Annotated in this window: 24 protein-coding genes and 2 pseudogenes; 18 read left to right on the top strand and 8 right to left on the bottom strand. The window is 39.6% G+C overall.

Annotated features, from left to right (window positions below; all coding sequences use genetic code 11):
* Window positions 1-242: 242 nt before the first annotated feature.
* The 11 genes and pseudogenes from ACF3OH_RS01800 to ACF3OH_RS01850 all read left to right on the top strand — a co-directional run bounded on the left by ACF3OH_RS01800 (window position 243) and on the right by ACF3OH_RS01850 (window position 12,239).
* Window positions 243-569, top strand: a complete 327-nt coding sequence (locus tag ACF3OH_RS01800) for a helix-turn-helix transcriptional regulator (RefSeq protein ID WP_051627660.1) — start codon at window positions 243-245, stop codon at window positions 567-569.
* 271 nt (window positions 570-840) lie between these two features.
* Window positions 841-1,050, top strand: coding sequence for a heavy-metal-associated domain-containing protein (locus ACF3OH_RS01805; protein ID WP_029594547.1), 210 nt, complete (start codon window positions 841-843; stop codon window positions 1,048-1,050).
* 188 nt (window positions 1,051-1,238) lie between these two features.
* Window positions 1,239-3,155 carry a heavy metal translocating P-type ATPase gene (locus ACF3OH_RS01810; protein WP_392455506.1) on the top strand — a complete coding sequence of 639 codons (1,917 nt, stop codon included), beginning with the start codon at window positions 1,239-1,241 and terminating at the stop codon, window positions 3,153-3,155.
* Between the two features lie 86 nt (window positions 3,156-3,241).
* Complete coding sequence (locus ACF3OH_RS01815; RefSeq protein WP_051627662.1) at window positions 3,242-4,618, top strand: DUF4346 domain-containing protein; 1,377 nt, start codon at window positions 3,242-3,244, stop codon at window positions 4,616-4,618.
* A gap of 95 nt (window positions 4,619-4,713) precedes the next feature.
* On the top strand, window positions 4,714-6,051 hold the full coding sequence (locus tag ACF3OH_RS01820) for an ISL3 family transposase (RefSeq protein WP_029594550.1): 1,338 nt from the start codon (window positions 4,714-4,716) through the stop codon (window positions 6,049-6,051).
* A 392-nt stretch (window positions 6,052-6,443) separates the two neighbouring features.
* Complete coding sequence (locus ACF3OH_RS01825; RefSeq protein ID WP_204591147.1) at window positions 6,444-6,776, top strand: hypothetical protein; 333 nt, start codon at window positions 6,444-6,446, stop codon at window positions 6,774-6,776.
* A 95-nt stretch (window positions 6,777-6,871) separates the two neighbouring features.
* A complete protein-coding gene (locus tag ACF3OH_RS01830; RefSeq protein ID WP_204591145.1) occupies window positions 6,872-7,372 on the top strand; it encodes a hypothetical protein in 501 nt (166 codons plus the stop codon).
* 125 nt (window positions 7,373-7,497) lie between these two features.
* Window positions 7,498-8,856 carry an IS1182 family transposase gene (locus ACF3OH_RS01835; protein WP_392455507.1) on the top strand — a complete coding sequence of 453 codons (1,359 nt, stop codon included), beginning with the start codon at window positions 7,498-7,500 and terminating at the stop codon, window positions 8,854-8,856.
* A gap of 168 nt (window positions 8,857-9,024) precedes the next feature.
* The gene (locus ACF3OH_RS01840; RefSeq protein ID WP_392455508.1) at window positions 9,025-10,284 is read left to right on the top strand and encodes an MFS transporter; all 1,260 of its coding nucleotides are present in this window, start codon (window positions 9,025-9,027) and stop codon (window positions 10,282-10,284) included.
* A 741-nt stretch (window positions 10,285-11,025) separates the two neighbouring features.
* Window positions 11,026-11,163, top strand: a pseudogene (locus tag ACF3OH_RS01845) (Type 1 glutamine amidotransferase-like domain-containing protein); the annotation flags it as partial.
* Window positions 11,164-11,330: 167 nt separating this feature from the next.
* On the top strand, window positions 11,331-12,239 hold the full coding sequence (locus ACF3OH_RS01850) for an aminoglycoside phosphotransferase family protein (protein ID WP_392455509.1): 909 nt from the start codon (window positions 11,331-11,333) through the stop codon (window positions 12,237-12,239).
* Window positions 12,240-12,378: 139 nt separating this feature from the next.
* On the opposite strand, the gene ACF3OH_RS01855 is transcribed toward ACF3OH_RS01850, so the two are convergent.
* Both ACF3OH_RS01855 and ACF3OH_RS01860 read right to left on the bottom strand, forming a co-directional pair.
* On the bottom strand, window positions 12,379-13,329 hold the full coding sequence (locus ACF3OH_RS01855; protein ID WP_392455510.1) for a RimK family alpha-L-glutamate ligase: 951 nt from the start codon (window positions 13,327-13,329) through the stop codon (window positions 12,379-12,381).
* 16 nt (window positions 13,330-13,345) lie between these two features.
* Window positions 13,346-14,398: an LLM class flavin-dependent oxidoreductase gene (locus ACF3OH_RS01860; RefSeq protein ID WP_392455511.1), complete on the bottom strand. Its 1,053-nt coding sequence runs from the start codon at window positions 14,396-14,398 to the stop codon at window positions 13,346-13,348.
* 218 nt (window positions 14,399-14,616) lie between these two features.
* On the opposite strand from ACF3OH_RS01860, the gene ACF3OH_RS01865 reads away from it, so the two are divergent.
* From ACF3OH_RS01865 to ACF3OH_RS01880, 4 genes are all read left to right on the top strand, one after another.
* Entirely contained in the window at window positions 14,617-15,207 is a 591-nt protein-coding gene (locus ACF3OH_RS01865) for a hypothetical protein (RefSeq protein ID WP_392455512.1), read from the top strand.
* Between the two features lie 89 nt (window positions 15,208-15,296).
* Complete coding sequence (locus ACF3OH_RS01870; protein ID WP_392455513.1) at window positions 15,297-16,142, top strand: alpha/beta fold hydrolase; 846 nt, start codon at window positions 15,297-15,299, stop codon at window positions 16,140-16,142.
* Between the two features lie 110 nt (window positions 16,143-16,252).
* Complete coding sequence (locus ACF3OH_RS01875; protein ID WP_392455514.1) at window positions 16,253-16,810, top strand: D-glycero-alpha-D-manno-heptose-1,7-bisphosphate 7-phosphatase; 558 nt, start codon at window positions 16,253-16,255, stop codon at window positions 16,808-16,810.
* 13 nt (window positions 16,811-16,823) lie between these two features.
* Window positions 16,824-17,477, top strand: coding sequence for an alpha/beta fold hydrolase (locus ACF3OH_RS01880; RefSeq protein ID WP_392455515.1), 654 nt, complete (start codon window positions 16,824-16,826; stop codon window positions 17,475-17,477).
* Window positions 17,478-17,634: 157 nt separating this feature from the next.
* Here the strand turns inward: ACF3OH_RS01880 and ACF3OH_RS01885 are convergent, their stop codons facing one another.
* Genes ACF3OH_RS01885 through ACF3OH_RS01895 form a run of 3 tightly spaced genes read right to left on the bottom strand, consistent with a single transcriptional unit; the run spans window position 17,635 to window position 20,022 of the window.
* Entirely contained in the window at window positions 17,635-17,874 is a 240-nt protein-coding gene (locus ACF3OH_RS01885; RefSeq protein WP_204592022.1) for a DUF5348 domain-containing protein, read from the bottom strand.
* The gene (locus ACF3OH_RS01890) at window positions 17,871-18,671 is read right to left on the bottom strand and encodes an ExeA family protein (protein WP_094943787.1); all 801 of its coding nucleotides are present in this window, start codon (window positions 18,669-18,671) and stop codon (window positions 17,871-17,873) included. The genes ACF3OH_RS01885 and ACF3OH_RS01890 overlap by 4 nt, the downstream gene beginning before the upstream one ends.
* Window positions 18,664-20,022, bottom strand: coding sequence for a DDE-type integrase/transposase/recombinase (locus ACF3OH_RS01895; protein ID WP_392454610.1), 1,359 nt, complete (start codon window positions 20,020-20,022; stop codon window positions 18,664-18,666). The genes ACF3OH_RS01890 and ACF3OH_RS01895 overlap by 8 nt, the downstream gene beginning before the upstream one ends.
* 39 nt (window positions 20,023-20,061) lie before the next feature.
* Here ACF3OH_RS01895 and ACF3OH_RS01900 point away from each other — a divergent pair, with 39 nt between their 5' ends.
* The gene (locus ACF3OH_RS01900; protein ID WP_392453993.1) at window positions 20,062-20,244 is read left to right on the top strand and encodes a hypothetical protein; all 183 of its coding nucleotides are present in this window, start codon (window positions 20,062-20,064) and stop codon (window positions 20,242-20,244) included.
* Window positions 20,245-20,311: 67 nt separating this feature from the next.
* On the opposite strand, the pseudogene ACF3OH_RS01905 reads toward ACF3OH_RS01900, so the two are convergent.
* A pseudogene (locus tag ACF3OH_RS01905) lies at window positions 20,312-20,572 on the bottom strand (DUF6431 domain-containing protein); the annotation flags it as partial.
* Window positions 20,573-21,014: 442 nt separating this feature from the next.
* On the opposite strand from ACF3OH_RS01905, the gene ACF3OH_RS01910 reads away from it, so the two are divergent.
* Both ACF3OH_RS01910 and ACF3OH_RS01915 read left to right on the top strand, forming a co-directional pair.
* Window positions 21,015-23,516: a TIR domain-containing protein gene (locus tag ACF3OH_RS01910; RefSeq protein WP_392455516.1), complete on the top strand. Its 2,502-nt coding sequence runs from the start codon at window positions 21,015-21,017 to the stop codon at window positions 23,514-23,516.
* A gap of 383 nt (window positions 23,517-23,899) precedes the next feature.
* Entirely contained in the window at window positions 23,900-24,049 is a 150-nt protein-coding gene (locus tag ACF3OH_RS01915) for a hypothetical protein (RefSeq protein ID WP_392455517.1), read from the top strand.
* 97 nt (window positions 24,050-24,146) lie between these two features.
* On the opposite strand, the gene ACF3OH_RS01920 is transcribed toward ACF3OH_RS01915, so the two are convergent.
* Both ACF3OH_RS01920 and ACF3OH_RS01925 read right to left on the bottom strand, forming a co-directional pair.
* Window positions 24,147-24,572 (bottom strand): hypothetical protein, encoded by a 426-nt coding sequence (locus tag ACF3OH_RS01920; protein ID WP_392455519.1) that lies wholly within the window; start codon window positions 24,570-24,572, stop codon window positions 24,147-24,149.
* A 17-nt stretch (window positions 24,573-24,589) separates the two neighbouring features.
* Entirely contained in the window at window positions 24,590-24,844 is a 255-nt protein-coding gene (locus ACF3OH_RS01925; protein ID WP_392455520.1) for a DUF3221 domain-containing protein, read from the bottom strand.
* Between the last annotated feature and the right edge of the window lie 36 nt (window positions 24,845-24,880).

Genomic DNA, 24,880 nt, shown 5'->3' on the forward strand with positions numbered 1-24,880 from the left:
CAGATATTAAAGTATAAAATCGGATTAAATAGTTGAAATCAACGTACTTTTTTTTGCGCTAGATTGTGTTACTGCAATTAGTAACTGTGATTATTTTACATCTCCATTTCGGATGGTTTCCTCTATATGCAGCAAGCATAAAGAATATACTAGAGGTCAAGGACGGAGTTGACTTATGTTTTCGACAGGAGTATTATGGATTCATAAACATATCAAAAAAAATTGATTAGGGGGTGTGGGCCTTGGATCAATGCATAACGGATATTCCAAGAGTCCGTCGAGGTGATGTGCCCCTTCCACAAGAAGAGGCAATTCAAAGAATAGCTTCTGTGACAAAGGCTTTTAGTGATCCAATTCGTTTAAAAATGGTTTACTTGCTTTCAAAGCAATCTGATTTGTGCACCTGTGAGTTTGAAGAATTATTGGACCTGAGCCAGTCCAAAGTATCGTATCACCTTAAAATATTGCTTGACGCTGGAGTTATCGATCGCGAAATCCACGGTTCATGGAGTCATTACAGCCTTCGAAATCCTAAAATATTGGAACAGGTTCATGCCTTGTCCCAATGATAAAAAGCGAGTGTTTCGGTGCTGGCTTTTTATTTTAAGATTCACATCAATTTTTTTTGATGTCATAATACTCTGACTTGTATTGGGGATTCTTAGATTAACAACTTACGATGTCCCGGTTACTCATGAAACCCGTTCAACTGTTACTGCATTATTAAGTTTTTGGTTATGCCAGGTAATCTTTTGCCTTTTAGAATGAAATTGGAATTACTTATGTTATTCAAATCAAAAAAAGTTGATAAACACCTTTAATTAAGGAGGAATGGAATAAATGAAGAAAGAAGTTCTTCGAGTAAGTGGTATGGATTGTCCTTCCTGTGCAAAGGATATCGAAAAAACGGTAGCGAAGCTAAACGGGGTTGAGAAAGCAGAGGTAAACTTTATTGCTGAGAAATTAACCGTCACATATGATGATTCTCAATTGCCCCGTGAAAAAATCGAGGAAAATTTAAAGAAAATCGGACATCCAGTCGTTAAATAATAAATTGATCCGAGATCCTAATATATATGCGATTACCTGGCGTAATCAAAAACTTGGCTTGCAGTTATAATTGAAAGCTTATTTTCCTAGGAGAAAGGGAAAGTTGATTAAACATAAATTCCTAATCAAAAAAATTGATGAATAGTGATTTGACTTGAAATTAGACAATGATAAAGGGAGGGCTCAACATGAGTAAGTCAAAATGGTGGAAACAACCAAGAACGGTATTGCTGATTATTTCAGGGATCACAACAGTCTTTACATTAATCTCAGAACTTTTCCTAGGTTTACCGGAAATATGGGCTGTTGCATTGTATGGTGTTGCAATTATTATTGGGGGTATTTACCCAGCCAAGAGTGCATGGATGGACTTGAGAAGGAGAAAACTTTCCATAAATACTCTGCTTATTGTCGGAGTTATCGGGACCATCTATCTGGGATTGTGGGAAGAAGCCGCAGGTCTTGTGGTCATCTTCTCCTTAGGTGAAGTGTTGGAAGCTTATGCAGTAAATAAAGCCAGGGATTCCGTCCGAGCGCTTGTGGAACTGGCACCCCGGGAAGCAACCGTTTTACGGGAAGGCCGCGAAGTTCGCATACTAGCCGATGAAGTCGAGATTGGCGATCGGGTTCTGATCCGACCAGGGGAGAAAATACCAGTAGATGGGGTTGTTGTAAGCGGTACGTCTACAGCGGATCAATCGACAATCACAGGAGAATCCGTTCCGGTTGCAAAAATATCAGGCGATGAAGTATATGCTTCCACAATGAATGGCCGCGGTGCTTTGGAAATTGAAGTGACGAAATTGGCGCAGGATACCACCTTGTCAAAAATCATTGAATTAGTGGCAAATGCACAAGGAGATAAAGGAAAAGCACAACGTTTCAGTGAACGCTTTGGTGAAGTCTACACGCCGATCATGTTCGTGATCGCCGTTTTAATGGTTGTTATACCAACCCTTTTCTTTGGCCAACCGTTTGACACGTGGCTATATAGAGCGTTAATCGTATTGGTTGTTTCATGCTCCTGTTCTCTAGTGCTTTCAGTTCCAATAGCTGTCGTAACTGGTGTAGGAAATGCGGCGCGAAACGGGGTTATGGTAAAAGGCGGCAGCTATATGGAAACGGCCAGTCACATCCAAGTGGTCGCATTTGATAAAACGGGTACATTAACCGTCGGAAAGCCTTCGGTAACGGATATTGTATCTGTCTCCGATTTATCAAAAGAAAAACTGCTGGGAATTGCCGGTGCGCTTGAAAAACTTTCTGAACACCCTTTGGCTGAGGCAATTCTTCAAGAAGCTTCAAAAAGAAACATAAATCTTCCAGGTGTTGAAGAGTTCGACACATTAACCGGACGGGGAGCTAAAGGCAGCATAAATAGAACCACATACTATATCGGCAGTCCCCGGTTGTTCAGCGAATTGAATGTAAAACTGAATCAAGATCAATTAAAACAAATTGAAACACTTCAAGGACAAGGAAAGACCGTCACGCTTTTGGGAACTGCTGATCTTGTACTTGGATTAATCGCGATAGCGGATCGACCGAAAGAAAACGCAAAACAAGCGATTCAACGTCTGAAAACTACCGGTGTAAAACGAATCGTCATGCTTACGGGCGATAACCGGCTTACTGGTGAAGCCATTGGCCGGGAACTTGGCGTGGATGAGGTACGGGCAGAATTACTGCCGGAAGATAAAATTACAGCGATTAAAGAACTGCAAAAGAAGTACGGTCTTGTTGCGATGGTGGGTGACGGTGTAAACGATGCGCCTGCACTGGCTCAGGCCGATGTGGGGATCGCGATGGGAATCCAAGGGACAGACGTTGCTTTGGAAACGGCTGATATCGCATTGATGCAGGATAATTTGGATCAACTGGTTTATCTGATCAAACTTAGCCGTAAGACCGTTGCGAAAATACATCAAAATATCGGGTTTTCATTAGCTCTTGTAGCCCTCCTTATTGTTACAGCCTTGACCGGAGTGATGAGCCTGACTACAGGTTTGCTTCTTAACGAAGGAAGCGCCTTGGTTGTTATTGCAAATGCGATGGTTCTCCGGAAGTATCAGATGAATAAAGCCAATGCCATAGGTAACGAGTGATGAAATTTTTTATCATTGGTGAGGATTTACCTATGGATTGGCATTCTAATCAAAAATAATTGATTAGCATACAAGGAGAGTTGATGATGGGCATAACAGAAGGCATTAAAAGCATTCATAAACAATTAGACACAATACGAAAGATCCCTAAATGTGTAGGATGTGAATGTGTACTTGACGTGATGACAGCCGTTGAGCAAGATCTAGAAGATATAGATAAACCGATTGCAAAAGAAGTTCAACTGGATTTAAAACAGTGGGTTGACGAAGGGAACAAAGTTAGACATAACTGTCTTGGGTGTGAAGTTTGTTTCCCAATTAAGCCGTACAATCATTTTAGTTCATTGATTAATGGATCGAATGAAATTGAAATCAATGGAGCTGCATGTGGCTGTAATGACAATGCATGCGGAAGTCAACCCCAAGTAAACAGTACTGCGTGTGGGTGTGATGACGATTCGTGCGAAGGTGAACCACAAGTAAATAATACAGCATGTGGTTGTGATGAAAATAAATCGAAGAATACGCACCCCTCAAATTGCAGCTGTGAACTTAAAACCGAAGTTCAGAAACAATCCGTTTGTGGAACAGTGGATCCCAACGATAGCAATGTGGCCTCCCCCTCGACCCAGCAGGAACAAAAATGGCCAATAGCAGAAGGAAATTATCTAGTCGGAAATGATACATCTTTTGTTGCAATATGTACTTTAGCCGATACAGATCTCCCGTCCGAAATACAAGGTTCCGGATTACTAAATCATATATCTATTGTTGGTACCTTATCGACAGAAAATCTAGGAATAGAACGCTTGATTCGAAATGTTACCGCGAATCCCAATATTTCACACTTAATACTATGTGGGCGCGACTCTCGTGGTCATCAAGCAGGGCAAGCCATTTTGTCATTAAAAGAAAATGGGATAGACGATAAGTATCGGATTATAGGCGCAGTTGGACCTCGCCCGGTGCTCAAGAATATTACCTTGAAAGAGATCGAAATTTTTCGCCAACGAGTGAAAATCGTTGATGAAATTGGAACACGAGATGTCGAACGATTGCATCAGGTAGTTCGTGCTTATGAGGGCAAGCCAAATGGGGACCCAGTAATGCTTCTTCCGATAATTCAAGAACCCAAAATAGTGAAAGCAGAACGTCTTAAAAATGATGAGTGGGTTCATGACCCAGAGGGATTTTTCCTAGTTATTCTTGATCGAAATAAGAAATCAATTAGGTGTGAACATTACATCCTGGATGGGACTCTGAATGAAGTTATTGAAGGAAAACTAGCCAGTGATATTGCAAATACAGCAATCAAGCGCGGTTTGCTTTCTCGTTTGGATCACGCAGCATATCTGGGGAAAGAATTGGCGAAAGCTGAAACAGCTCTTGCCTACGATATGCCTTATACGCAAGATTTACCGTTATCAAAAAGTAAAGCCCTCAATCAAACGGTTGTTTCCTAGATGAATAGAACGATTATTCAATTAGTTTAAAATCTGTTATACGAGAAACGATTAGTATTTAAAGAGCTAACTTACTAGATGTAGAAGGTGACACAATGGAGATTCTAAACCTCCCCCACTTCAATATCAAACAATTTGCTGAAAATGAACATGACTTTCTGATCCAGGTGGAGACAGCCTCTCCACCTTCTTTTTGTCCACATTGTGGATGCGTGGCAAATCTGTATAAGCATGATAACAGAGACCATCTTTGTATGGATCTGCCTATTCATGGAAAACGTGTAGGGCTTCTTGTAAAGCGTCAGCGATATAAATGCCGTGAATGTAATCAAACTTTTTGGGAACGATTAGAACACACCATAGACGAGAAGCGAAACTGCACCAAACGGTTATTGTCTTACGTCGAGAAGCAAAGTCTTAAACGCACGTTTGTCAGTATTTCAGAAGATGTCGGGCTGAACGAAAAGACGATACGGAACATCTTTCGTGATTACATCAATCGCCTGGAAGAGACGCTTCGATTTGAAACACCTAATTGGCTTGGAATAGACGAAATTCACATTATCAAGCCAAGATGCGTTTTAACCAACATCGAGGAACGTACCTTGTTAGACGTTCTACCCAATCGCAATAAGGAAACGGTTGTAAGCTACCTCTCACGCCTTCCAAACAGAGGACGAATACAATACGTCACAATGGATATGTGGCGACCGTATAAGGACGCTGTGAAAGCTGTACTGCCCAAGGCGACTATCATCGTCGATAAGTTTCACGTTGTCCGTATGGCGAATCAAGCCTTAGAATCCATCCGCAAACAGCTTAGAGAAGGCTTATCACCGAAGGAACGGCGCGGGCTTATGCACGACCGCTTTATCCTCTTGAAACGCCATAAAGAGCTTACGGAAATGGATAAGATAACGCTTGACCTATGGACGAAGAATCACCCCTCTCTCGGTATTGCTTATGACTTGAAGGAATCATTTTTCGATATTTGGGATACCGACAGCAGACAGAAAGCGTACCTCAGATACCACGATTGGAAAGCCAAGATACCAAAGGAACTGCAATCCGCTTTTGAGCCTCTTACAAAGGCTATGGCGAATTGGGAAGAAGAGATATTCAACTACTTCGACCATCGCATTACAAACGCCTATACGGAGTCTCTGAACAGCCTTATACGTGTCACAAACCGTTTAGGAAGGGGCTACTCCTTCGAAGCTTTACGAGCCAAAATACTCTTTACAGAAGGACTTCAAAAGGAACGTAAACCCAAGTATCAGAAACGTTTGGATGACTACGAACTTCGAGACTACAACTATCCGATGTTCGAGAAAATGTTCCCCGTTGGCGTTGTTCGTGAACGTGAGCGTGGCGAGCTTCTTGGTGTCGACATTTCCACCTTAATTGAGAAATTGGAGAAGGGCGAACTATAAGCCCTTTTCCACTATTAAATCCGAATACCCTAAAAAAGTTACACTGTTTTACCCCTTTGGATTGGTTATCTAAAGGGGCTTATTTACATAGAAAGTAAAAGAACATATGAATTAAAAGGTGGATTAAGGAAATGTGAATTGACAATAGAGTTGCTCTGGTAATGGCCCGTTTATGGAATAAGGCTTATGCAGTATTTTAGCAAAGGGTCTTCTTCTTTTATAGAATTTTTCTCAAACAATATCCTAATACTATAGTTTTTGAAAAGATATAACAGATGAGAAGTTTTTATAAAAAACCATTTTTACAAATTTATGGGTTTAAAATATCTGACTATTGTGATAATATAAGAGTGTTGCTTTGTGCAATAATAAATATCAGGGAGGTTTCAGTAATGCAGACGACTTTAACAAAACTTAATTTGAAAGTTGAACTCCATGCTTCAAACCTAATGACCCCTTCACACATGGAATGGACACCTGATGGAAGATTATTAGTTTCTGAGACAACTGCTGGAAGCATTAAAGACATAACGAAACCTGGAAATTACTTAGACGTTGCCCCTTTTGCTTCTGGTTTAAAAGGACCTTCAAGTATAGTCCCTTTACAAGATGGGAGAATATATGTATGCGAGACTTGGGCTAATAGAATTATAGATGTAAGTTTAGGGGGGGATAGTACTGAAAACTTTCCTTTTTTAGACGGATTACAAAGGCATTTAGTTTAACGTACTTAGGTGACTATTTAGAAGTTGTAGAAAGAGACAGCATAACAACAAATAGAGTTTTAAAAATAAATCCTGAAACCGGTTCTAAAGAAGTATTGATTAAAAATATTCCTGCTGTGCCTATGCCAGGGCTAGAAGGAATTTTACCGCTAGAATCATTCCCTGATAATTTTGAATACGAATGGAGCATGTACAGTGGATGTGCCGGATGGAAAACAAAGATTTTTACTGAAGATGGTCAAGAGTTCAATGTGTCAAGCAGCTCTGCACTTGGTCAGATTGTTAAGGATCCTGAAACCGAAACTGATTACATGGACTTAGTGAAAAAAGGAAACTTAATTGCTTCTGGATTGGATTGGAAGGGTGGGATGATTCAAAATCCTGTAAACAAAATGTTATACGTAACTCAGCCACATAAAGGAACAATATTAGAAATTAATCCTTTTGAAAGCAAAGATTACAGGTTTTCTGCCCCTATAATTCAAGGTTTAAATATGCCTACCTGCGTACGTTTCAGTCCTGATGGTAACAGTATGATGTTTGTTCAGCTCCAACCGGATCTATATGGAAATTTACAGGATTTCAAGAATAAATGATTCGAAGGATGAGAGTATATATACTCTCATCCCAGACTGTAGACAAACTCATGAAATATTGAGTTTGTCTGCGGTCTTTTTTCTTTTTATAATAGATTTAACAACTGTTTAGGGGGAACACGACCATGATGACGAAGAATATTGGTAACCAGAGAGACCAACTTGAGATGTTGACGATTGACCAACTGGTCCCTGAGGACCACTTAGTTCGTAAACTTGATGCGGCAATCGATTTCTCGTTCATCTATCCATTGGTCGAGGACCTCTACTCTTCAACAGGTCGCCCAAGTATCGATCCAGTCGTGCTCATCAAGATGACGTTCCTTCAATATACATTCGGTATCCGCTCGATGCGCCAGACGATCAAAGAGATCGAGACCAATATGGCCTATCGTTGGTTCCTAGGTTTTGGGTTCCATTCAGAGGTGCCGCATTTCTCGACGTTTGGGAAAAACTATGTACGACGCTTTGCTGATACCGATCTATTTGAACAGATCTTCTATCGTATATTGAAGGAGATCATGGATCAAGGGCTACTCAGCAGTGAACATGTCTTCGTCGACTCGACGCATGTGAAGGCATCTGCGAATAAGCGCAAGTTCACGAAGAAGACTGTCCGTAAAGAGGCGCGTGCCTATGAAGAGAAGCTCCAACTGGAGCTAAACCTGGACAGGCAGGAACACGGTAAGCGACCATTTTCTCCAGATTCTTTTGAGAAAGAAGAGTTCAAGGAGATCAAAGAGTCGACGACGGATCCAGAGAGCGGTTATTACGTGAAAGACGAGAGGACCAAACAGTTCGCCTACTCCTTCCATGCAGCCACGGATGAAAAAGGTTTTGTGCTCGCGAATCTCGTCACTCCAGGCAACGTCCATGACAGTATCCCTTTCCAGTCCATCATCGACACTGTGATTGAAAATGTAAAAAGACCATTAGTAGTGGCAGCGGATGCCGCTTATAAGACACCTGCGATTGCGAACTATCTTGTAGAGAACCAGATGTTGCCGGCCTTTCCCTATAAAAGACCGATGACACGCCCCGGCTATTTCAAAAAACAAGAATATGTATACGATGAGCACTTTGATTGCTACCTTTGTCCTGAAGGACAGGTGCTGAAATATCGTACGACCACCCGTGATGGATATCGTCAGTATTCGTCGGATCCTAAAGAATGTGCTGTTTGTCCGGTCTTGCAGAACTGTACGCAGGCAGCCAAGCCTCAGAAGCTGATCCAGCGGCATATCTGGGAGGACTACCTCGAGCTGTCAGAGGACCTGCGTCACCATCACGAGATCAAAGAAGTATATAACCGCCGTAAAGAGACCATCGAACGTGTCTTTGCGGATGCTAAAGAAAAGCATGGTATGCGTTGGACGACCCTTCGAGGGATAAAAAAATTGTCCATGCAGGCGATGCTTACTTTTGCTGCCATGAACCTGAAGAAGTTGGCCACATGGACCTGGAAAGGTCCACAGATGGCCTAAAAATATCGAAAAGATGAGCACTACAACCATTTTGCTCACGCCATTTTGGCTGAAAAATAGCCAAAAAAAGAGAAAGAATTCGAAATCGGGTAGATTTCGAATCCTTTTGTCTACAATCTGGGATGAGAGTATATATACTCTCATCCTTTAGATTATAGGGAGTAATTTATGAATCTTAAACTACCTAACATAATGAAAGTATTACACAATCGTTCTTTCTCTTTGCTTTGGACCGGGCAGAGCATCTCGATGTTTGGGCTGGCTATATATATTACCTGTCTTCCCTTTTTAGTCTTCCGGGCAGGAGGTAGCGCAACAGAATTAGGGTTAGCTCATACTTTTTTTATCATCCCCCAGCTAATATTTTTACTTGTCAGTGGTGTTTTTGTAGATCGTTGGCCAAAGAAAAAAATTCTAGTAATATCATACTTTCTTCGAGGTCTTGCGGTATCTGGAATTGCAGTACTACTTCTTACAGATAATCTACAACTAATTCACGTGTATCTCCTTACAGGTTTTCTCGGCTTAATTAGCACTTTATATAGACCTGCTGTCCGTGGTATTACACCTCAAATTGTAGATAAAACTCAGTTATTATCTGCTAATTCATTAAGAGCTATTTCTCAACAGGTTAGTGATATGATTGGGCCGGTAGTTGGTGGATTTCTTGTAGCAGCTATCGGTCTTTATATTGCATATACAGTAAATGCAATAACATTCTTACTATCTGCACTTTTTGTTTCTTTAATAGCCATACGATCTACCAAGAAAAAAACAGAAGACACTCCCACTGAAAAAACAACTTTTTGGAAGGATTTCACCCAGGGATGGTCTGCAATTAAAAAGAGGCCTTGGCTAGGAGCAAGTATTCTAATTGGTTCATTATCAAACATTGGAATAGCAGCCTTTGATGTAATTATCTTACCAGTGTATGCAGACAATTCATTTAATGGAGTACAAACTTACGGAATTTTCCTTGCTGCTATGGCAATAGGAGCCTTGATCTGCGCTACTCTTATCGGTAGGTTGGAAAGGATATCAAAACGAGGGATTTTATATTACTTATTCATGGCCTTATCTGGACTGTTTATATTAGGTATATCGTTCACTCCACCCTTATTAGTATCACTTCTTTTATTAGCAGCTATAGGTTTTTGTTTAACAGCTTTTATCATAATTTGGGACAGTGCAACCCAAGAATTAATTGAAGAAGAAGTATTAGGTCGTGTAGTTAGTTTCCAGATGTTTGGAGGTCTCTTACTCCTTCCTGTTGGGTATAGTATATTTGGATTTTCATTAGACAAGTTAGGAACTACCCTATCCATGAGTATAGCTGGAGTTAGTATAATCCTGGTAGCAGCTCTAGGTTTAAAAAACAAAAAAATTAGAGAATTAGATTTGTGGAACTATTTATTGAACGTAAATTAAGAACTGATCTCCTTTTAATTAGGAGGTCAGTTTTTGGTTTCTGTCAAAAATAATTAAGGAAACTCGTCTAACTTAATCTTACCTCATTAGAAAAACCTAGAGAAAGGAATTAAATAGTTCTAAATGGGATAAATCGGTTTAGAGTATATTGCCGAAATGTTGGAAGGCTCCCTTATATTACGAACGGTCGCGATTGTTGAACAACACAGGTAGGAAATGATCAAACTTTTTTATAAAACCGAAACTTAAATGTTGTAGAGAAGAACCCATTTTGATCAATCTTTTTTTCAAAATGGATTCTTCATATTTACAATAAAATACGGGTTTGTGAGGTGTTTTTAATCAATCTTTTTTTCAAAGCTACATTTACTATTCTTTTTAATAGTTTACAATTTATGTTAAGAGAATAGGAGAGGGGTTTGAGTGATGGAGGAAAATTGGAGAAGAGAGAAACCATTCAATGAAAACAAATTAATGCTGCGACAAGCTGGATTTGGGCTGATTGTTTTTCTTTTATATACTCAATATTTTAAGTTTGCAGCCTATGTATCGGATAAGTTCTTTTTCTATAACTATTCTATGAGTTTACTTGTGCTACTTTTAGGTATTCCGCTGTGTTATTTCGCTACAAAGCTCCTATTCCTGCTACTAAAAAGTACTAGATGAAGTTATGAAATAATCATACAAAGTTTTGGAATCGTAGAAGTATAAAAAGTAAGGTTTTTATAAGGGAGGGACACAGTGAAACAAATCATTGCACTTGGAGGAGGCGGTTTCTCGATGGAACCTGAGAACCCTCTGCTAGATACATACATAGTAAAGCAAGCAGGAAAGCCGAACCCTAAAATTTGCTTCATTCCGACGGCGAGTGGCGAGTCACTACAAAAATCAAAGAATCTTTCGTGTAGTAAGTTCAAGAAAAAATGCAAAAGCATACAAAGTCTTTAAAGGAAATTCTGTTAGTGAAGAAGAAATACAACCAGATTTCTTGGGTGAGAGAATTAAGGGCTCATTCCATTAAAGGATACTCAATAGGGGGTGACGAGTTGATTGAAGCATTTATTCGACAGATTCCTCTGATAAGTTCTTGTAGAGAAGTAGTTGAAATTCAAAAAGGGTTTTCAACAGATGAAAAGTACCTAATACATATGCCAGGCGATAACAGAAAGTTTTTACTCAAGGTTTTTAATTTAGAAGAGTGGGAGTCCAAGGAAGAAGAATTTTCTCTTCTAAGAAAGATGCAAAATTTCCATGTGACGTGCTCGCGCCCAATTGAAATTGGAAAGGTGGAGAATCGAGGATACATGATTACTTCCTATCTTGAAGGTGCGGATGCAGAGGATGAAATTTCGAAATACTCCAACCAAGTACAATACACGATTGGATACGAGGCAGGACAGGAATTGAAGAAAATGCATCAATTATCTGCTCCCGTTCATATACTTTCTTGGAAATCGAGAAAACTTGAAAAACACACTAAATATATCAATACTTACTTATCGTGTGGAACAAAGATAAAAAATGACCATCAACTAATGAATTTTATTGATGAAAATAGTCATCTTATGGATTCAAGGCCAAATGTATTCCAACATGATGATTTTCATCTGGGCAACATCATTATAAAGGATTCAAAGTTTGCAGGAGTCATAGACTTCAACCGACATGATTGGGGAGACCCTATTCATGAATTCCTTAAAGTTGGAATCTTTAGTAGTGAAGTGAGTATTCCTTTTTCAGTAGGACAAATTAAAGGTTATTTTTCTAACGAAGAACCAGATGACGAGTTTTGGAGGTTGTATTCTCTCTACTTAGCAATGAGCGTTTTCTCTAGTGTAGTTTGGACTTTAAAGACTATTCCGGACAGCATGGATGAAATGTTAGCTAAAATTGACAGAGTAATTGAAGATCATGATTATTTTACTGGGATAAAACCGAAGTGGTATGACTACTAGTAATCAATTGAAAAGGATGCTAAAAAAGGCTTAGAGACATATGTCTCAAAGCCTTTTTCTTATAGGACAGTAGTGAACTAACCAGCGAATAGGATTTTCTCTATTTTGGATCCGCCGAGGGTATCGGGGCAAAGAGTTTCTATCTTATTTCAACATATTGTTTATTGAGTTCTTCTTTAAGAACTTTTGCAAGAGTCAACATGTTGTACTGGCCTGCAGCTTTCTCGGCGTCTGCATTGTAGTTGGTGTTCGTGTTGACGTCGTACGTATAGATTTCACCGTCTTCGCTGTAGATGAATTCGATTCCTGCTACTTTGATTTGGTTTTGTTTTAAGAAGGCTTCATATTTTTCAATAATCGGCTCTTTGAAGCCTTGGATAATCTGGAACTTTGGTGAAGATGTCGGTTGTTCGCCGACAGGGCAGAACAAGTCGTCAATTTGGCAAGCGTCTGCTGGGCATAGTTCGAAGCCTTCGGAAGTGTCGACTTTCACTGCATACTGAAAATTACCGTTGATGAATTCGCACCGAGTGATGAAAGGTTCAGGTGCTTTGATATATTTCTGAATCAGCGTGACGCCGTCTACCGGTTCGTCGAATGTTGGTCCATAGACGTAATTCCGTAGTCCATCGATAGAATAAAATAGCTGGACCCCAAGGCCTTTTCCTGCTCGATTATGTTTGGTGATAAAAGAGCTTACACCGAGTTTTTCAGCTGCCTTGATAATCTGTTCCTTACCTACCGCTGCGATAGTATCCGGTGTTTGAATGCCCGCAGCGTTCAATGCCGTATATTGAAGCACTTTGCTGAGTTCAAGTCTAAGGGCATTGCTACCATTGAAGATGGTACGACCATGGTGCTCAAGCCATGCAAGTACCGAGGAAGTAAGTTCCGGTGCGTAACGATGGCCGCGTGTATGCGAAGAAGCACTCATACGGTTGTAAAAAATGCCTTCAGGCGGTGCTTCCGTGAGGTCCACCAAACCTTGGTCAAGATGCCATTCTTCGTAGGGTACCTGAAGCTCTTCAAGTCTATTGGTCAAATGGGTAGTCCATTCGCTATTTTCATGGATAATGTATACTTTGCTCATGTTTAAGGTCCTCCTTTTAACTAGTTATACGTTGGGCTCTCTTGCTTTCAACGAGCGGCATGACTTTTTCTGCAAAGCGTTCCATCTCCTCAAGTTGCGGGGAGAATTGGAGCAGCAATAGATCAAGCCCGGATTCTTCGAATGCAATTATTTGATTGGCAATCTGTTCAGGAGTGCCAATTAAATTTGGTCTCAGCCCACGGTTGGAAACCGAGTAGTCGTAGAGTTTCACTTGCTGTTCAAGTTGTGATTTACTCGTGAAATCATTATAACCGGCATATCCACTGTTTTCCTTCACATCTGTGATGCGTTCAAGTTCGGCTAAAGCCTCTTCTTCGGTATCGCGGCAGATGACATAGGCTGCCATACCGAAAGATTTGAATGGCTCTTTCCCAGCCAGGTGGCGAAGAGATTTCATGCCGTCAACTTTGGTTTTGATTTCCTCGACCGTTCCACCATGCATCACGTAAGCATCGCATCCTGCAACGATAGTCTCTTTTCCTCGAGGGCTTTCACCACCTGCATACAGAATGGGGTTCGGTCTTTGGACCGGTTTCGGATGCAAGTGTGCATTTTCAATAGTGTAGAATTTACCCTTAAAAGAGAAGACTTCTTTCGTCCAAAGTCCTTTTATGACTTCCAGGAATTCTTCTGTGCGGTCGTATCGCTCGTCGTGTTCCGTGAAGATTCCTCCGTATTGATTGGCTTCTTCTTGCCACCACGCAGAAACGACATTCAGAGTGAAACGTCCGTTGCTGATTTGGTCGATGTTTGCGGCCATTTTTGCTGTTACTGCCGGGTTGTGGAAGCCAGGTCGGACAGCCGCCATAATTTCAATTTTATCTGTAACGGCAGCAAGCGCAGCTGCTGTGGACCATGCTTCCAAGGAGTCGGATTCGGGCCCTTTAATGTCATTCAGGTAAAGTTCGGCGATGAGTGTGGTGTCAAAGCCAAGTCTTTCTCCTGCTTGAATTACTTGTTTTGCATAGTCAAAAGTGGGAGGCATGTTCTCATCTTCGACATTACGAAGCCATCCTCCAAATATAGGAAGCCAAAATCCATATCGCATTGTTATCCAACCCCTTTAAAAATTATTGTAATTTAATGAAAATTCTATCCCTAGAACATTATTAATCATATTGGTTAACTAGGTTATAAGTCAATATTTTAATATTCACTCAATGCTCGGTACTGTAAGATTAGGTTATCCAGAAAGAGGACTTGAAAAGTATACTAGGAGATGTAAGGTATTTACAGAAACAGTATAAAAATAGAGGTGATGATAAAGTGTTTTCCAATAAACAGTTACAAGCAATGATTGATGGAAAGATTATAGGGGAGAAGTTTCCTTATGATACAAACGATGAGCGAGAGATTGAAGCGCATCTTAGGCGTTTGTTTCATCGTATGAACCGCATTCCGAATGTGGTGTGTGAGGCTGAGTGGAATCACTTCGGTAGTGGATATGCCTCGTTTGTGGAATTCTTTTGTTATCAAAATGAAGATTTGGTAGTGCTTGAGGAGAAACATGGTCATCGAGAAATCAAAATGAATGGCCTCATAGTAGATATTAGTCGTTTAGCACCTGTGGCCATCATGGGAGATGATGAGCGGTATAAAACCATTCGTATCGAAACAAATGAAGACATCGGTGGAGGCTATGGCTCTTTACTCGGAGGCCCAAAGCTAATCGGCGTGAGTGAGAGACTCCAATCACTTGGCGAGCAGTTGAAACGAGCTTTAGAGGAATTTGATTATGAAGTGTTAGAACCTGAAGAAATGAATCAACTTTTACCTTTTAAAACAAAGATTCCAACGCTCTATCGCGAATCACGGGACTATACTGTGGCCGACGCTATTTTTTATTGGGAGGATTAATAACTGCAATCTTTAAACTGACATTATTAGATTTTCGGAATTATGAATAGAGAAAATAATTGTAAAGAGTCTGGAGGGGAGAGTGTTTTATGTGGAAACGGCAAATAATAAAGACGGATAGAGGAACCTTTGAAATATTTCGAAAAGGTCAAGGAGCTCCGCTTTGTGTCACCCATCATTACTCTGTTTTCAATGAGTCGGGTGATTACTTCGCTGAATCATTTACAGATACACACGAAGTTTTTTTGATGAATTTGAGAGAGTGTGGAGAGTCGGAAAAAGCTAATGAGTCGTATCATTTGAGTATGTTAGAAACAGTATTTGATCTTGAATCGATTCGCAAAGCACTAGAAATAGAAAAGTGGGTATATGCAGGACATTCAACTGGAGGGATGCTTGGTGTAATCTATGGAATATATTTTTCAGACTCTCTCTTATTTAATGTGATTGTTGGAGCAGCTGCTCGAGACTATTTCACTTTTTCTAAACAGTGTATTTACCATTCTGAGCATCCGAAATATGAAAAGATGCAAATGCTTCTTAGCCACCTAATGCGTCCAGAATTATCTCAGAAAGAAAAAGAAATGTTAAAAGTTGAGCGAACAAAATTATCTCTATATCGACCAGAAAATCATGATGAGTATTTCTCCAAAAATATCTCTAAACAAATATCCGCAAAAAGGCTCGAATTTTTCAATCGAGAAGTTCAAATATTTGATGTGACAAAGAAATTGAAATTGATAACATGCCCTGTACTAATAATTTGTGGAGAGCATGATGTGCAATGTCCAATCGAATACTCTCTTGAAATGCATGAATTAATACCGAATTCTAAATTTCTTGGAATGAATTATAGTAATCATTATCCGTTTTTAGAGGAAGCAGCACTATTTAAGAAAGAAGTATTCAACTTTGTTACACAATTAGGTGCATGATTACCGGTGGAAAAAATTTAACAATTATCTCCATTTTTTTGTTTAGCGCTATAATGAAAATATGGAAGAAAATGATAGGTTCAAATAATCTATTGAATGGAGTTGGTTGAATGATAGCTGTGTTCTTAGACCGAGACGGCACAATTGGAGGAACAGGCGGTGGAGTTCATCCAAATGACTTCAAACTCTTCCCACAATCTGCGAAAGCAATCCGACTTCTCAATCAAGCAGGTATTCTAGTATTTTTATTCACAAACCAATCCCGAGTAGGAAGAGGTTACTTTCTAGAAGAAGATTTAATAAAAGGATTTCGTGAAATGGAATCTGAGCTTGCGGAAAGTAATGCATTTTTTGATGAAATTTATTATTGTCCGCATTCTCCAATAGATAAATGTGAGTGTCAAAAGCCTAATATCGGTTTACTTTTGCAGGCAAAGGAGGAACATGGCCTTGATTTGAAAAGGTCATATGTTGTCGGAGATACAGGAGAATCCGATATGTTAGCGGCTGACCGAGTAGGAATGAAGAAAGTGCTTGTTGAGACGGGATGGGGAAGAAGTTCTTTGACCACGTTTCGAGCTACTTGGTCAGAGGTTGAGCCTGACTTTATTGCTCCTGAGATAAGAGAAGCAGTAAATTGGATACTTCAGGATAAATTTTCCGAATGAAGTGAGGGAGCAGATGAATACATATATGATGGATACGAAATCAGAAATTTGGACAAAACGAAGTGGCTGGGGTCAAATACCTGTTGTCCTTATAAGTGGAGGTCCTGGTATTGCCAATTATATGGAGCCGATTGCTAAGTTACTTCAAGAAGAATTCGATGTAATCCAGTTTGATCCGGCTGGCACTGGTCGTTCTCTAGCAGTAAATGAACCACATGGTTTGGATTACTGCATAGAAGATTTAGAATACATAAGACGAACACACAACATCGAAAAATGGTGGGTGATCGGTCATTTCTGGGGAGCGGATGTTGCTCTTGCCTATTCACTTACTAAATCCAGTTCACTTCTTGGGGTCATATCAATTGCAGGAACAGGAATTCAAAATGATCAAGATTGGAAAGCTGCATACTTGGAGAATAAAGAAGCTTATGGAGAACAGTCGCCACAATTCGTGTATCCTGTGAATCAAGTTATACATAGAAGTCTTCTTGAAAGTTGGAGAGTGTTCATCAAACAACCAAATTTGTTGAAAAGAATCTCTGAGATTGATTTACCTTTTTTATTTCTGCTAGCAGAAAAGGATATTCGACCGTCATGGCCCATCCAGCAATTGGCCGCATTGATTAAAACTTCAGAGAGTAAAGCCATACAAGAGTGCATGTAAAAAGATTATCATAATAATTAAGTGTTAAGTGTTAAGTGTTAAGTGTTAATGACGCCAAATAATGACCGTAAGTTGATGGATGATTTTGTCCAAGTCCTGACGGATTTTTTGTCATTAGACAAATGGGAGGCTGCCAGTGGCACCTCCCATTGATGATTTATAGATTCACCTGATATGTCTCATTTTGTTTCAGATAAAAACGGACCTCATGTTGCCCAGTGATGATGTACCAATCTCTTCCGAGCTCTAGACGACACGAGAGCACCTTCCCGTACCCAAGGTACAACTCGAACCATTCTCCGCATCGCATCCTGTAACCTGTCTCGTCATCCCAGACGACCACCCAACAGTCGAGACTTTCTTCATAACGCATCTTCTTCCAACGGCTCTTCTTCATGCCAGTTCACCTTCGATCACCTTCTTGACCATACGGTCGTCGATGATGCGGGAGCCATTCTGTGCTGCGAACAGGAGACAATGTGTCGCCAACTTGTTGATCAATCGGGATGCGCCACTCGAGTAACTGAAGATCTCATCGATTGCCAGGTCACTGAAGATATCTCGCTCGACACCTGCATAGCGCAGATGTTTGTTCATGTATTGTTCGGTCTCCGACCGATCAAGGTGGTCGAGCTTGAACTGGATGTCGATACGCTGACGGATTGCCGCAAAGGACTGTAACTGTAGGCGGTCCCATAGTTCCGTCTGACCGACCATGATCAATGCCATCGGACTTTGCGCATCCATACGAAAGTTCAATAGAAAGCGCACCTCTTCTAACATCTCACGGTCGAGTAGATGTGCTTCGTCCACGACGACGACGGGCGTCAACTTATGGATGCCTTTCATCAGTTCGATCTCGCGGTGTAATTGCCGTTTCGAGTCACCTCGATAGAACTTCGCTTCAAGTCCTAACTGTTCTAACATCCCCTTGTAAAAATGACGGGGTGTCAGTTTACTGTCGGAAAGATAGAGGAGTTTGAAACGCGACGGGTCCAACTGATCTGTGAACCGGCGGATCGCTGTCGTCTTTCCGAGTCCACATTCTCCGGTCATCACCGCAAACAGTTGACGTTCTGCGGCGTAGTTTAGTCGTCCGATGATCTCTTCTAGCTGAGTAGATTCATAGAGTTCAGTTGTCGGGATGCTACGCGAGAAAGGGGTATGGCGCATCTCAAAGAAGGATTCAAACATGTTCTGATCCTCCTTTTCCGATATTTCGGAAGCTGACTGCTGGAACAGTAGGGGTCATGGCAGCTGCCCGTCGCTCTTTGTTCTTTCTCTGTGCACCTTTTAGAAGTCTTGAAGAACCGGCAGGTTCCTTCGTCATCTTTTCTGGAAGGGATGGACGCCTTCCGGTCCGCTCGGTTATCACCAATCGTTTTGCCTTCCAGCTGTCATATCCTGGGTAATCTACGATCAATTCATCGGTGTCCTGTGGATCATAGGTGATCTCGACCTTACAGCCCACGAAGTTTATTCCGACCTCATATTTCTCATCCTGGAAACTGATGCAACCGGCTTTATCGACCTTTCGGCTCTCTGAATGCAGAAAGGCATGCGCAAGGTCTTCAGCCGATATGTGACGGATCGGTGTACCTTCTTTGCGATAGGCCTCGAGCGGCGTCGTGTTCTCACCTAACGCCTGATGTGGCTTATGGATATAGCGCTCTTCCAACCAGACCTCCAGCCACTTGTTCAGTTCATCGGTGGTCTGTGGACTTTCGAGCTTCACCTCTTGTAGGAACTCCTCAAATGTTCGATTGAAACGTTCTACCTTCCCAGTCGATTCAGGCGAGTAGGGACGGGCATAGAGGAGACGTATCCCTAATTTGGAACAGGTCCTTGCCATCCATTTCGTGCGATATTGTTTGCCGTTGTCAAAGTACACACTCTCTGGCACACCATGCTTTCGGACAGATTCGCGAAACGCATCTTCAACACACCGTGCGTCAAGCATCTCATAGAACGAGACGTGCAATGGGAACCGTGTCGCATCATCGAGGAAGGCCACCATATAGACCTGTCTCTTCGTGCCGTTTGGTCCGATCGGCAGGTACGGTCCGTATTTGATGTCAGAATGCCACAAGGCATTTCGACTGCGCTTTTGAAAACGACGGACAGCACCAGATGTCTCATGATACAACTTCATCTGGCGCGCACTATAACCACGCTTGGCTAGCCGTTCCTGCAATGTAGAGCGCCTCAATGTACCTTTTTCTACGATCCCGTCCCACTCTAAGATCTGGATGATCGAGGCGATGCTCCTGCTCGGCACCTCACGTCGCAATAAGATGGCCTGCTCGAGCACCAGGTCCTGTGACTCTACTGGGATTGATCGATATTGCTTCTGTTTCAGCCCCTCGAACCCTTCAGTCTTGAATTGTGAGAGATAGCGCCGGATGGTGCGTTCAGAAAGTCCATGATGTGACGCGACCTGCTTGAGGAGCCTTCCTCGTCCCTGTTGATCTAGTTCTTCATTCAATAGTGGCGCGATCATCTGAAACCGATTTGTTGCCTTCTCATCTGCTTTTGTTCTTCCCATTCTCCACACTCCTTCTAGTCGATAATTGAAGTGTAGTCGATGGGAGGATGGACAAAAACGCAGAACGGGTATGTATCCAAAAATGACGGTTCGCAACCGGATGGACAATCTTTCCCAGCCAACCAGGTGCTGAACCGAACCATTGTCCGACTCGCTTATGTACAGGCAATAGCCGACTGGACAGGTCGGCTATCGAGGCCTCATTCTTCTGAAATTGAATAAGTATGGATTGTAGGATGAACAGCCAGTAGTCGATCAACTCATCGAACCACTTTCTCCAGCGATACAGAGTCGATTCATCTACCGCCACCGTCAGGTGGGAGCTCTGGAAGATCGTCTCTTCAAGTACGGATGCAGCGTAACGTTTATAGGGGATCATCAGGTCAGGGAGCTCATGATGGATCTTCTCACACTGTTTACAACGCAACCTTCTGACCACAAATGTTCTTGCACTACCTGTCTCATCTTTCAACTTACGCTCTCTCGAACCAATGACCTTGTACTCCAGATGCTCGCAACAGGGACAAGGGACCTTTTCTGCACATTTAATAAAAAACGCTTTTCTCGGCGCATTTGACTATGCTATAATCAGAGACAACAATCATATTGTTTGAGGGACGTCTTCCGTCGCGCCACTGGTAATGGCCGACATCATGGGAGGCGTCTTTTCCTTTCTTCAGGTTTGTTAAGGACATTATATCCGTCAATTCCTGGACAAACAATACCGTCAACAAATTGACGTTTTTAATCAGCATTAACAGTTAAGTGTTAAGTGTTAAGTGTTAAGTGTTAAGTGTTAAGTGTTAAGTGTTAAGTGTTAAGTGTTAAGTGTTAAGTGTTAAGTGTTAAGTGTTAAGTGTTAAGTGTTAAGTGTTAAATGTTAAGTCTTTATGTGTATTGTTTGAAAGTTATGCAGTATTTTGAAAAAAGAAGGGATAATATAAAGTTTTGTCGAATGTTTATTGTATTCATAGATAATAAGGAGTGGAAATATGAAAAGAGTTTTTTTATCGCATAGTAGTAAGGATAAATGGTTTTACATTGAAAATGTTGTTTCAAAGCTGACTCGTCTTATAGGTAGCGACAAATTTATTTATGATTCTAAAACTTTTGAGGAGGGTCAAGAAACATCACAAGAAATAAAAAAATGGTTAGAAAATACAGACTTGTTTGTTCTATTTATTTCTGATGCAGCATTAAAGTCAGATTGGGTAAAAAAAGAAATATTAAAAGCAAAAGATTTATTAGATAAAAAAGAATTGCATAAGATATATCCAATCATAATTGATGAAAGTATTACTCATGAGGATCCTAGAATCCCAAAATGGATGAGTGATACCTATAATATAAGATACATATCTCAATCAACAGTAGCAGCTAGAAAAATTCATAATAGGCTAATCGAGTTAATCTGGGAGAAGAACCCAAAAGTTAAGGATAAGAATAATTTCTTCGTAGGGAGAAATGAATTAATAGACAGTATTGAAGAACGTATAGATTCATATAATAAGGATTTTCCAACGACATTAATTGCCACAGGTTTAAAGGATATTGGAAGAAGGTCTTTATTAAAAAGGTCTTTAATTAAAACTAGTGTGATTCAAGATAGTTATTTCATGCCTACCGTTACTTTAGATGCTCATCAAAGTGTTGAGGATTTTATTTTATTGTTAAATGATTTAGGTTTTGAATATAAATTGGAAGAGAATGAAACTTTAATGACTTTAAGTCGTGACGATAAAGTTCAAATAGCTGTGAAAATGCTAAAAGAAATGAAATCAGTCAAAGATATTTTGTTAATTATAGATGAAGGTGCTATTGTTTCACCTACAAGAGAAATAAGTGAATGGTTCATTAATTTAAATAATGAATTAAATAAAGAAAATAATGGAATGACTCTCTGCGTAATAAGCAAACATAGAACTAGGTTCCAAGATTTAGATAAAGCACCAACAATTTTTTCAATACATGTTCCCGAATTGTCTACTAATGAGAGATACAGGTTATTTACAAGATACATAAGGTTATTAGATTTAAATTTGAATGAGGATGATATTAGGTTTGCTGTCAACTTCTTTTCAGGACTACCTATGGAAATTCTTTATACAGCGGAGTTTATTGAACAAAATGATATTGGAAGCTTAAAGCGAGATACAACTGTAATAACTGATTTTTCAGACCGAAGAGTTTCAAGAATGATAAATAACTATGAAGGAAATAATAAAGCGTATAGTTTATTAGCACTTATAGCTACATTTGATTTCATTAGTTATGCTTTACTAGAAGAAATTATTAAAAATGATAGTGACTACAGTGTGTTAATAGAAGATTTTCTTACAATTGGTATATGCGAGAATCTGGGAATAGATGGCGAGTATATTTGCTTGAATTCCGCAATTAAAAACTATGTCAGAAGGCAGCAATTTGAAATTGAAAAAGATTTAAGAATAGCTTTAAAAATTCATGTGGAAGAATTTATGAAAAATATAGAGTCAGTAAGTGAAAGAGATGTTTCAGACGTATTTTTCTCTTTAAGGGAAGCTATAAGTTTAAATCGGGACGTAGATAACAGGATGTTAATACCATCGCATTATTTAAAATCTATGAAAGAATTGTATGATAGACGTGATAGAGACCAGGATGTGGTAAATTTAGCTGATAGGATTTTAGTTAATGAAGAATTTATGGATGATCATATAGCTAGAGAAATTAGATATTTCCTTTGTTCATCTTTGGCAAGATTAAAAGAAGATCGTTTCAAAGAAGAAGTTCAAAAGATAAAAGGGCCAGAGCATAATTTCTTATTTGGATTTTATTACAGACATGTTGGAAGAGATTCTGATGCTATAAATAGCTTGTTAAAAGCATTGTCCGAACGACAGAAATTTGGAAGAGCAAAGAGAGAATTGGTACTTGTATATAATAATAATGAAGAATACGATAAGGCATTAAACTTGGCTCAGGAAAATTATGAATCAAATAAAAATAATGAATATCATATACAAGCATATTTTCAATGTCTTTCATATGGGAAAGTTGAAATATTAAGTTTTGAAGAACGAAAGGTAAAGGCTGCTCAGTTACTAAATGATATTTCAAAAATAGATTCAGATAAGGCAAAAAGTATGGCTCTAGTAATGGATATTCAGTTCAACCTTTATTTCAAAGATGATTTAAATGAAGCCAAAAAATTAATAACAGATCAGGCGTTTAAGTATCCCACTGATATCTTTGTTCTATTAACAAGTTTTGATGTGTTTGAAAAATTGGGAGATATAGAGAATTTGAAAAAAACTCTAGAAACTATAAAACTCTTACATGTAAACCCCAAGAGTAAATATCACCGAGATTATCTGAAGTGTTTAGCTATATATAAAGCTATAGAAGGTGATATTATCAAGGCACGTCAAATTGTAAGAGATATGAACACTTCAGAAGTGGCTAAAAGATCCTTGAGAAACAAGATAGAAAAATATGAGCATGTTTCAAAATAGGTATTAACTTGACGTTACTATTTAATATATCGCATTCTGTTTACAAATTGGAATAAATTCTATTCGTATTATCTAGTTCAAATATGTCATATACAATGTTCAAATATTTTACAGAATATAGAGTACTGAGTATTTATGATTTACTTAAAAGTATATTAAGGAATTTACGATAGCTCTAGATACATTCTCTATGTAACTGAAAGCTTAAATTAAAAATTTTTCAAGATAAATAACCATAAAATAAGTGAGGGGAATAATTCATTATATTGTAAGATAAGTTCCATTAAGGTTTATTTAATTTTGAGTTTTACTAAAATCGGAACTTTTAGCATTCTGTCTCCGTATAAAAGAGAATAATGTTAAACAAAGGGGAGGATGGGAACATGGATGCTTTCACAATCATGGCATTTACATTCGCAACTACAGGTTTCGTATTTGGCATTATCGGATTCACACTTGCCACGCAGGCAAACGCAAAACTAGCGACTGTTGAAGCGCGGTTGAGTGAATTAGAAACATCAACAAAGGGTTAGAAGGTCTGCAAAACGACTAACTGAGTACCCCAGTTCTAATAAAACTCATTAATAAAATAATTGTCCACTAGCTAGTAGGAGCTGGTGGACAGTTGTTTTATAGTTCACGATAAATCGCTTCGAATAGATGGTTTCGAGTTTCAATGGTATAGAATTTACCATCCGCCATTTGTAAAGTATTATTGTAGCCGACTACAATCGCCGTTATTTTCTCTTCACCATTGTGAGTATAATAGATGGTCATTTCATAAGTAGTCAGTGGTGGCAAATCAGATTCTTTGAGTTTCATATCACTAGATTGCTCTATAATTTCTTTAAATCTCGTAACATTAAGTTCCTGTTCATTATCTGAATTGAACTTGTTCTTTAGTTTTTCTTCAATTACGACTTCAGATATGTCTGAACCACTAAATACATCTTCATATACTTCCCCGAAAGTCGTATCCCGATTTTGATTGAAATAAATCCATAGCGCACCGATTACAATTAATCCAGCAATACCTATCAAAATAGATTTTTTCATATGCTTACTCCTCATGTCTAATTGGCAGAATCAACAATCTCGACTTTTTTAGCAGCCGCTTTTAATGGATCGGATTCATTAATGCCGCCATCAATTTCTACAATGACTATATCTCCTATAGTGAGCTTCTCAAGGATGAATGTATCTGCTATCAATAAAGCAAAGTCATTTGCACCATATTCCATTAAAAATGAATCTTCATTTAGCTCTATTACTTCACCTCTAAAATCTTCATTTATTGTTTGAGACATGTTTGTTTGCTCTTCATCCATGCATCCGACTAAGAGCAGAAGGAAATATAGCAAAAT

Origin of the sequence: Chryseomicrobium aureum, from assembly GCF_043182735.1 — a bacterium.
Taxonomy (GTDB): Bacteria; Bacillota; Bacilli; order Bacillales_A; family Planococcaceae; genus Chryseomicrobium; species Chryseomicrobium aureum.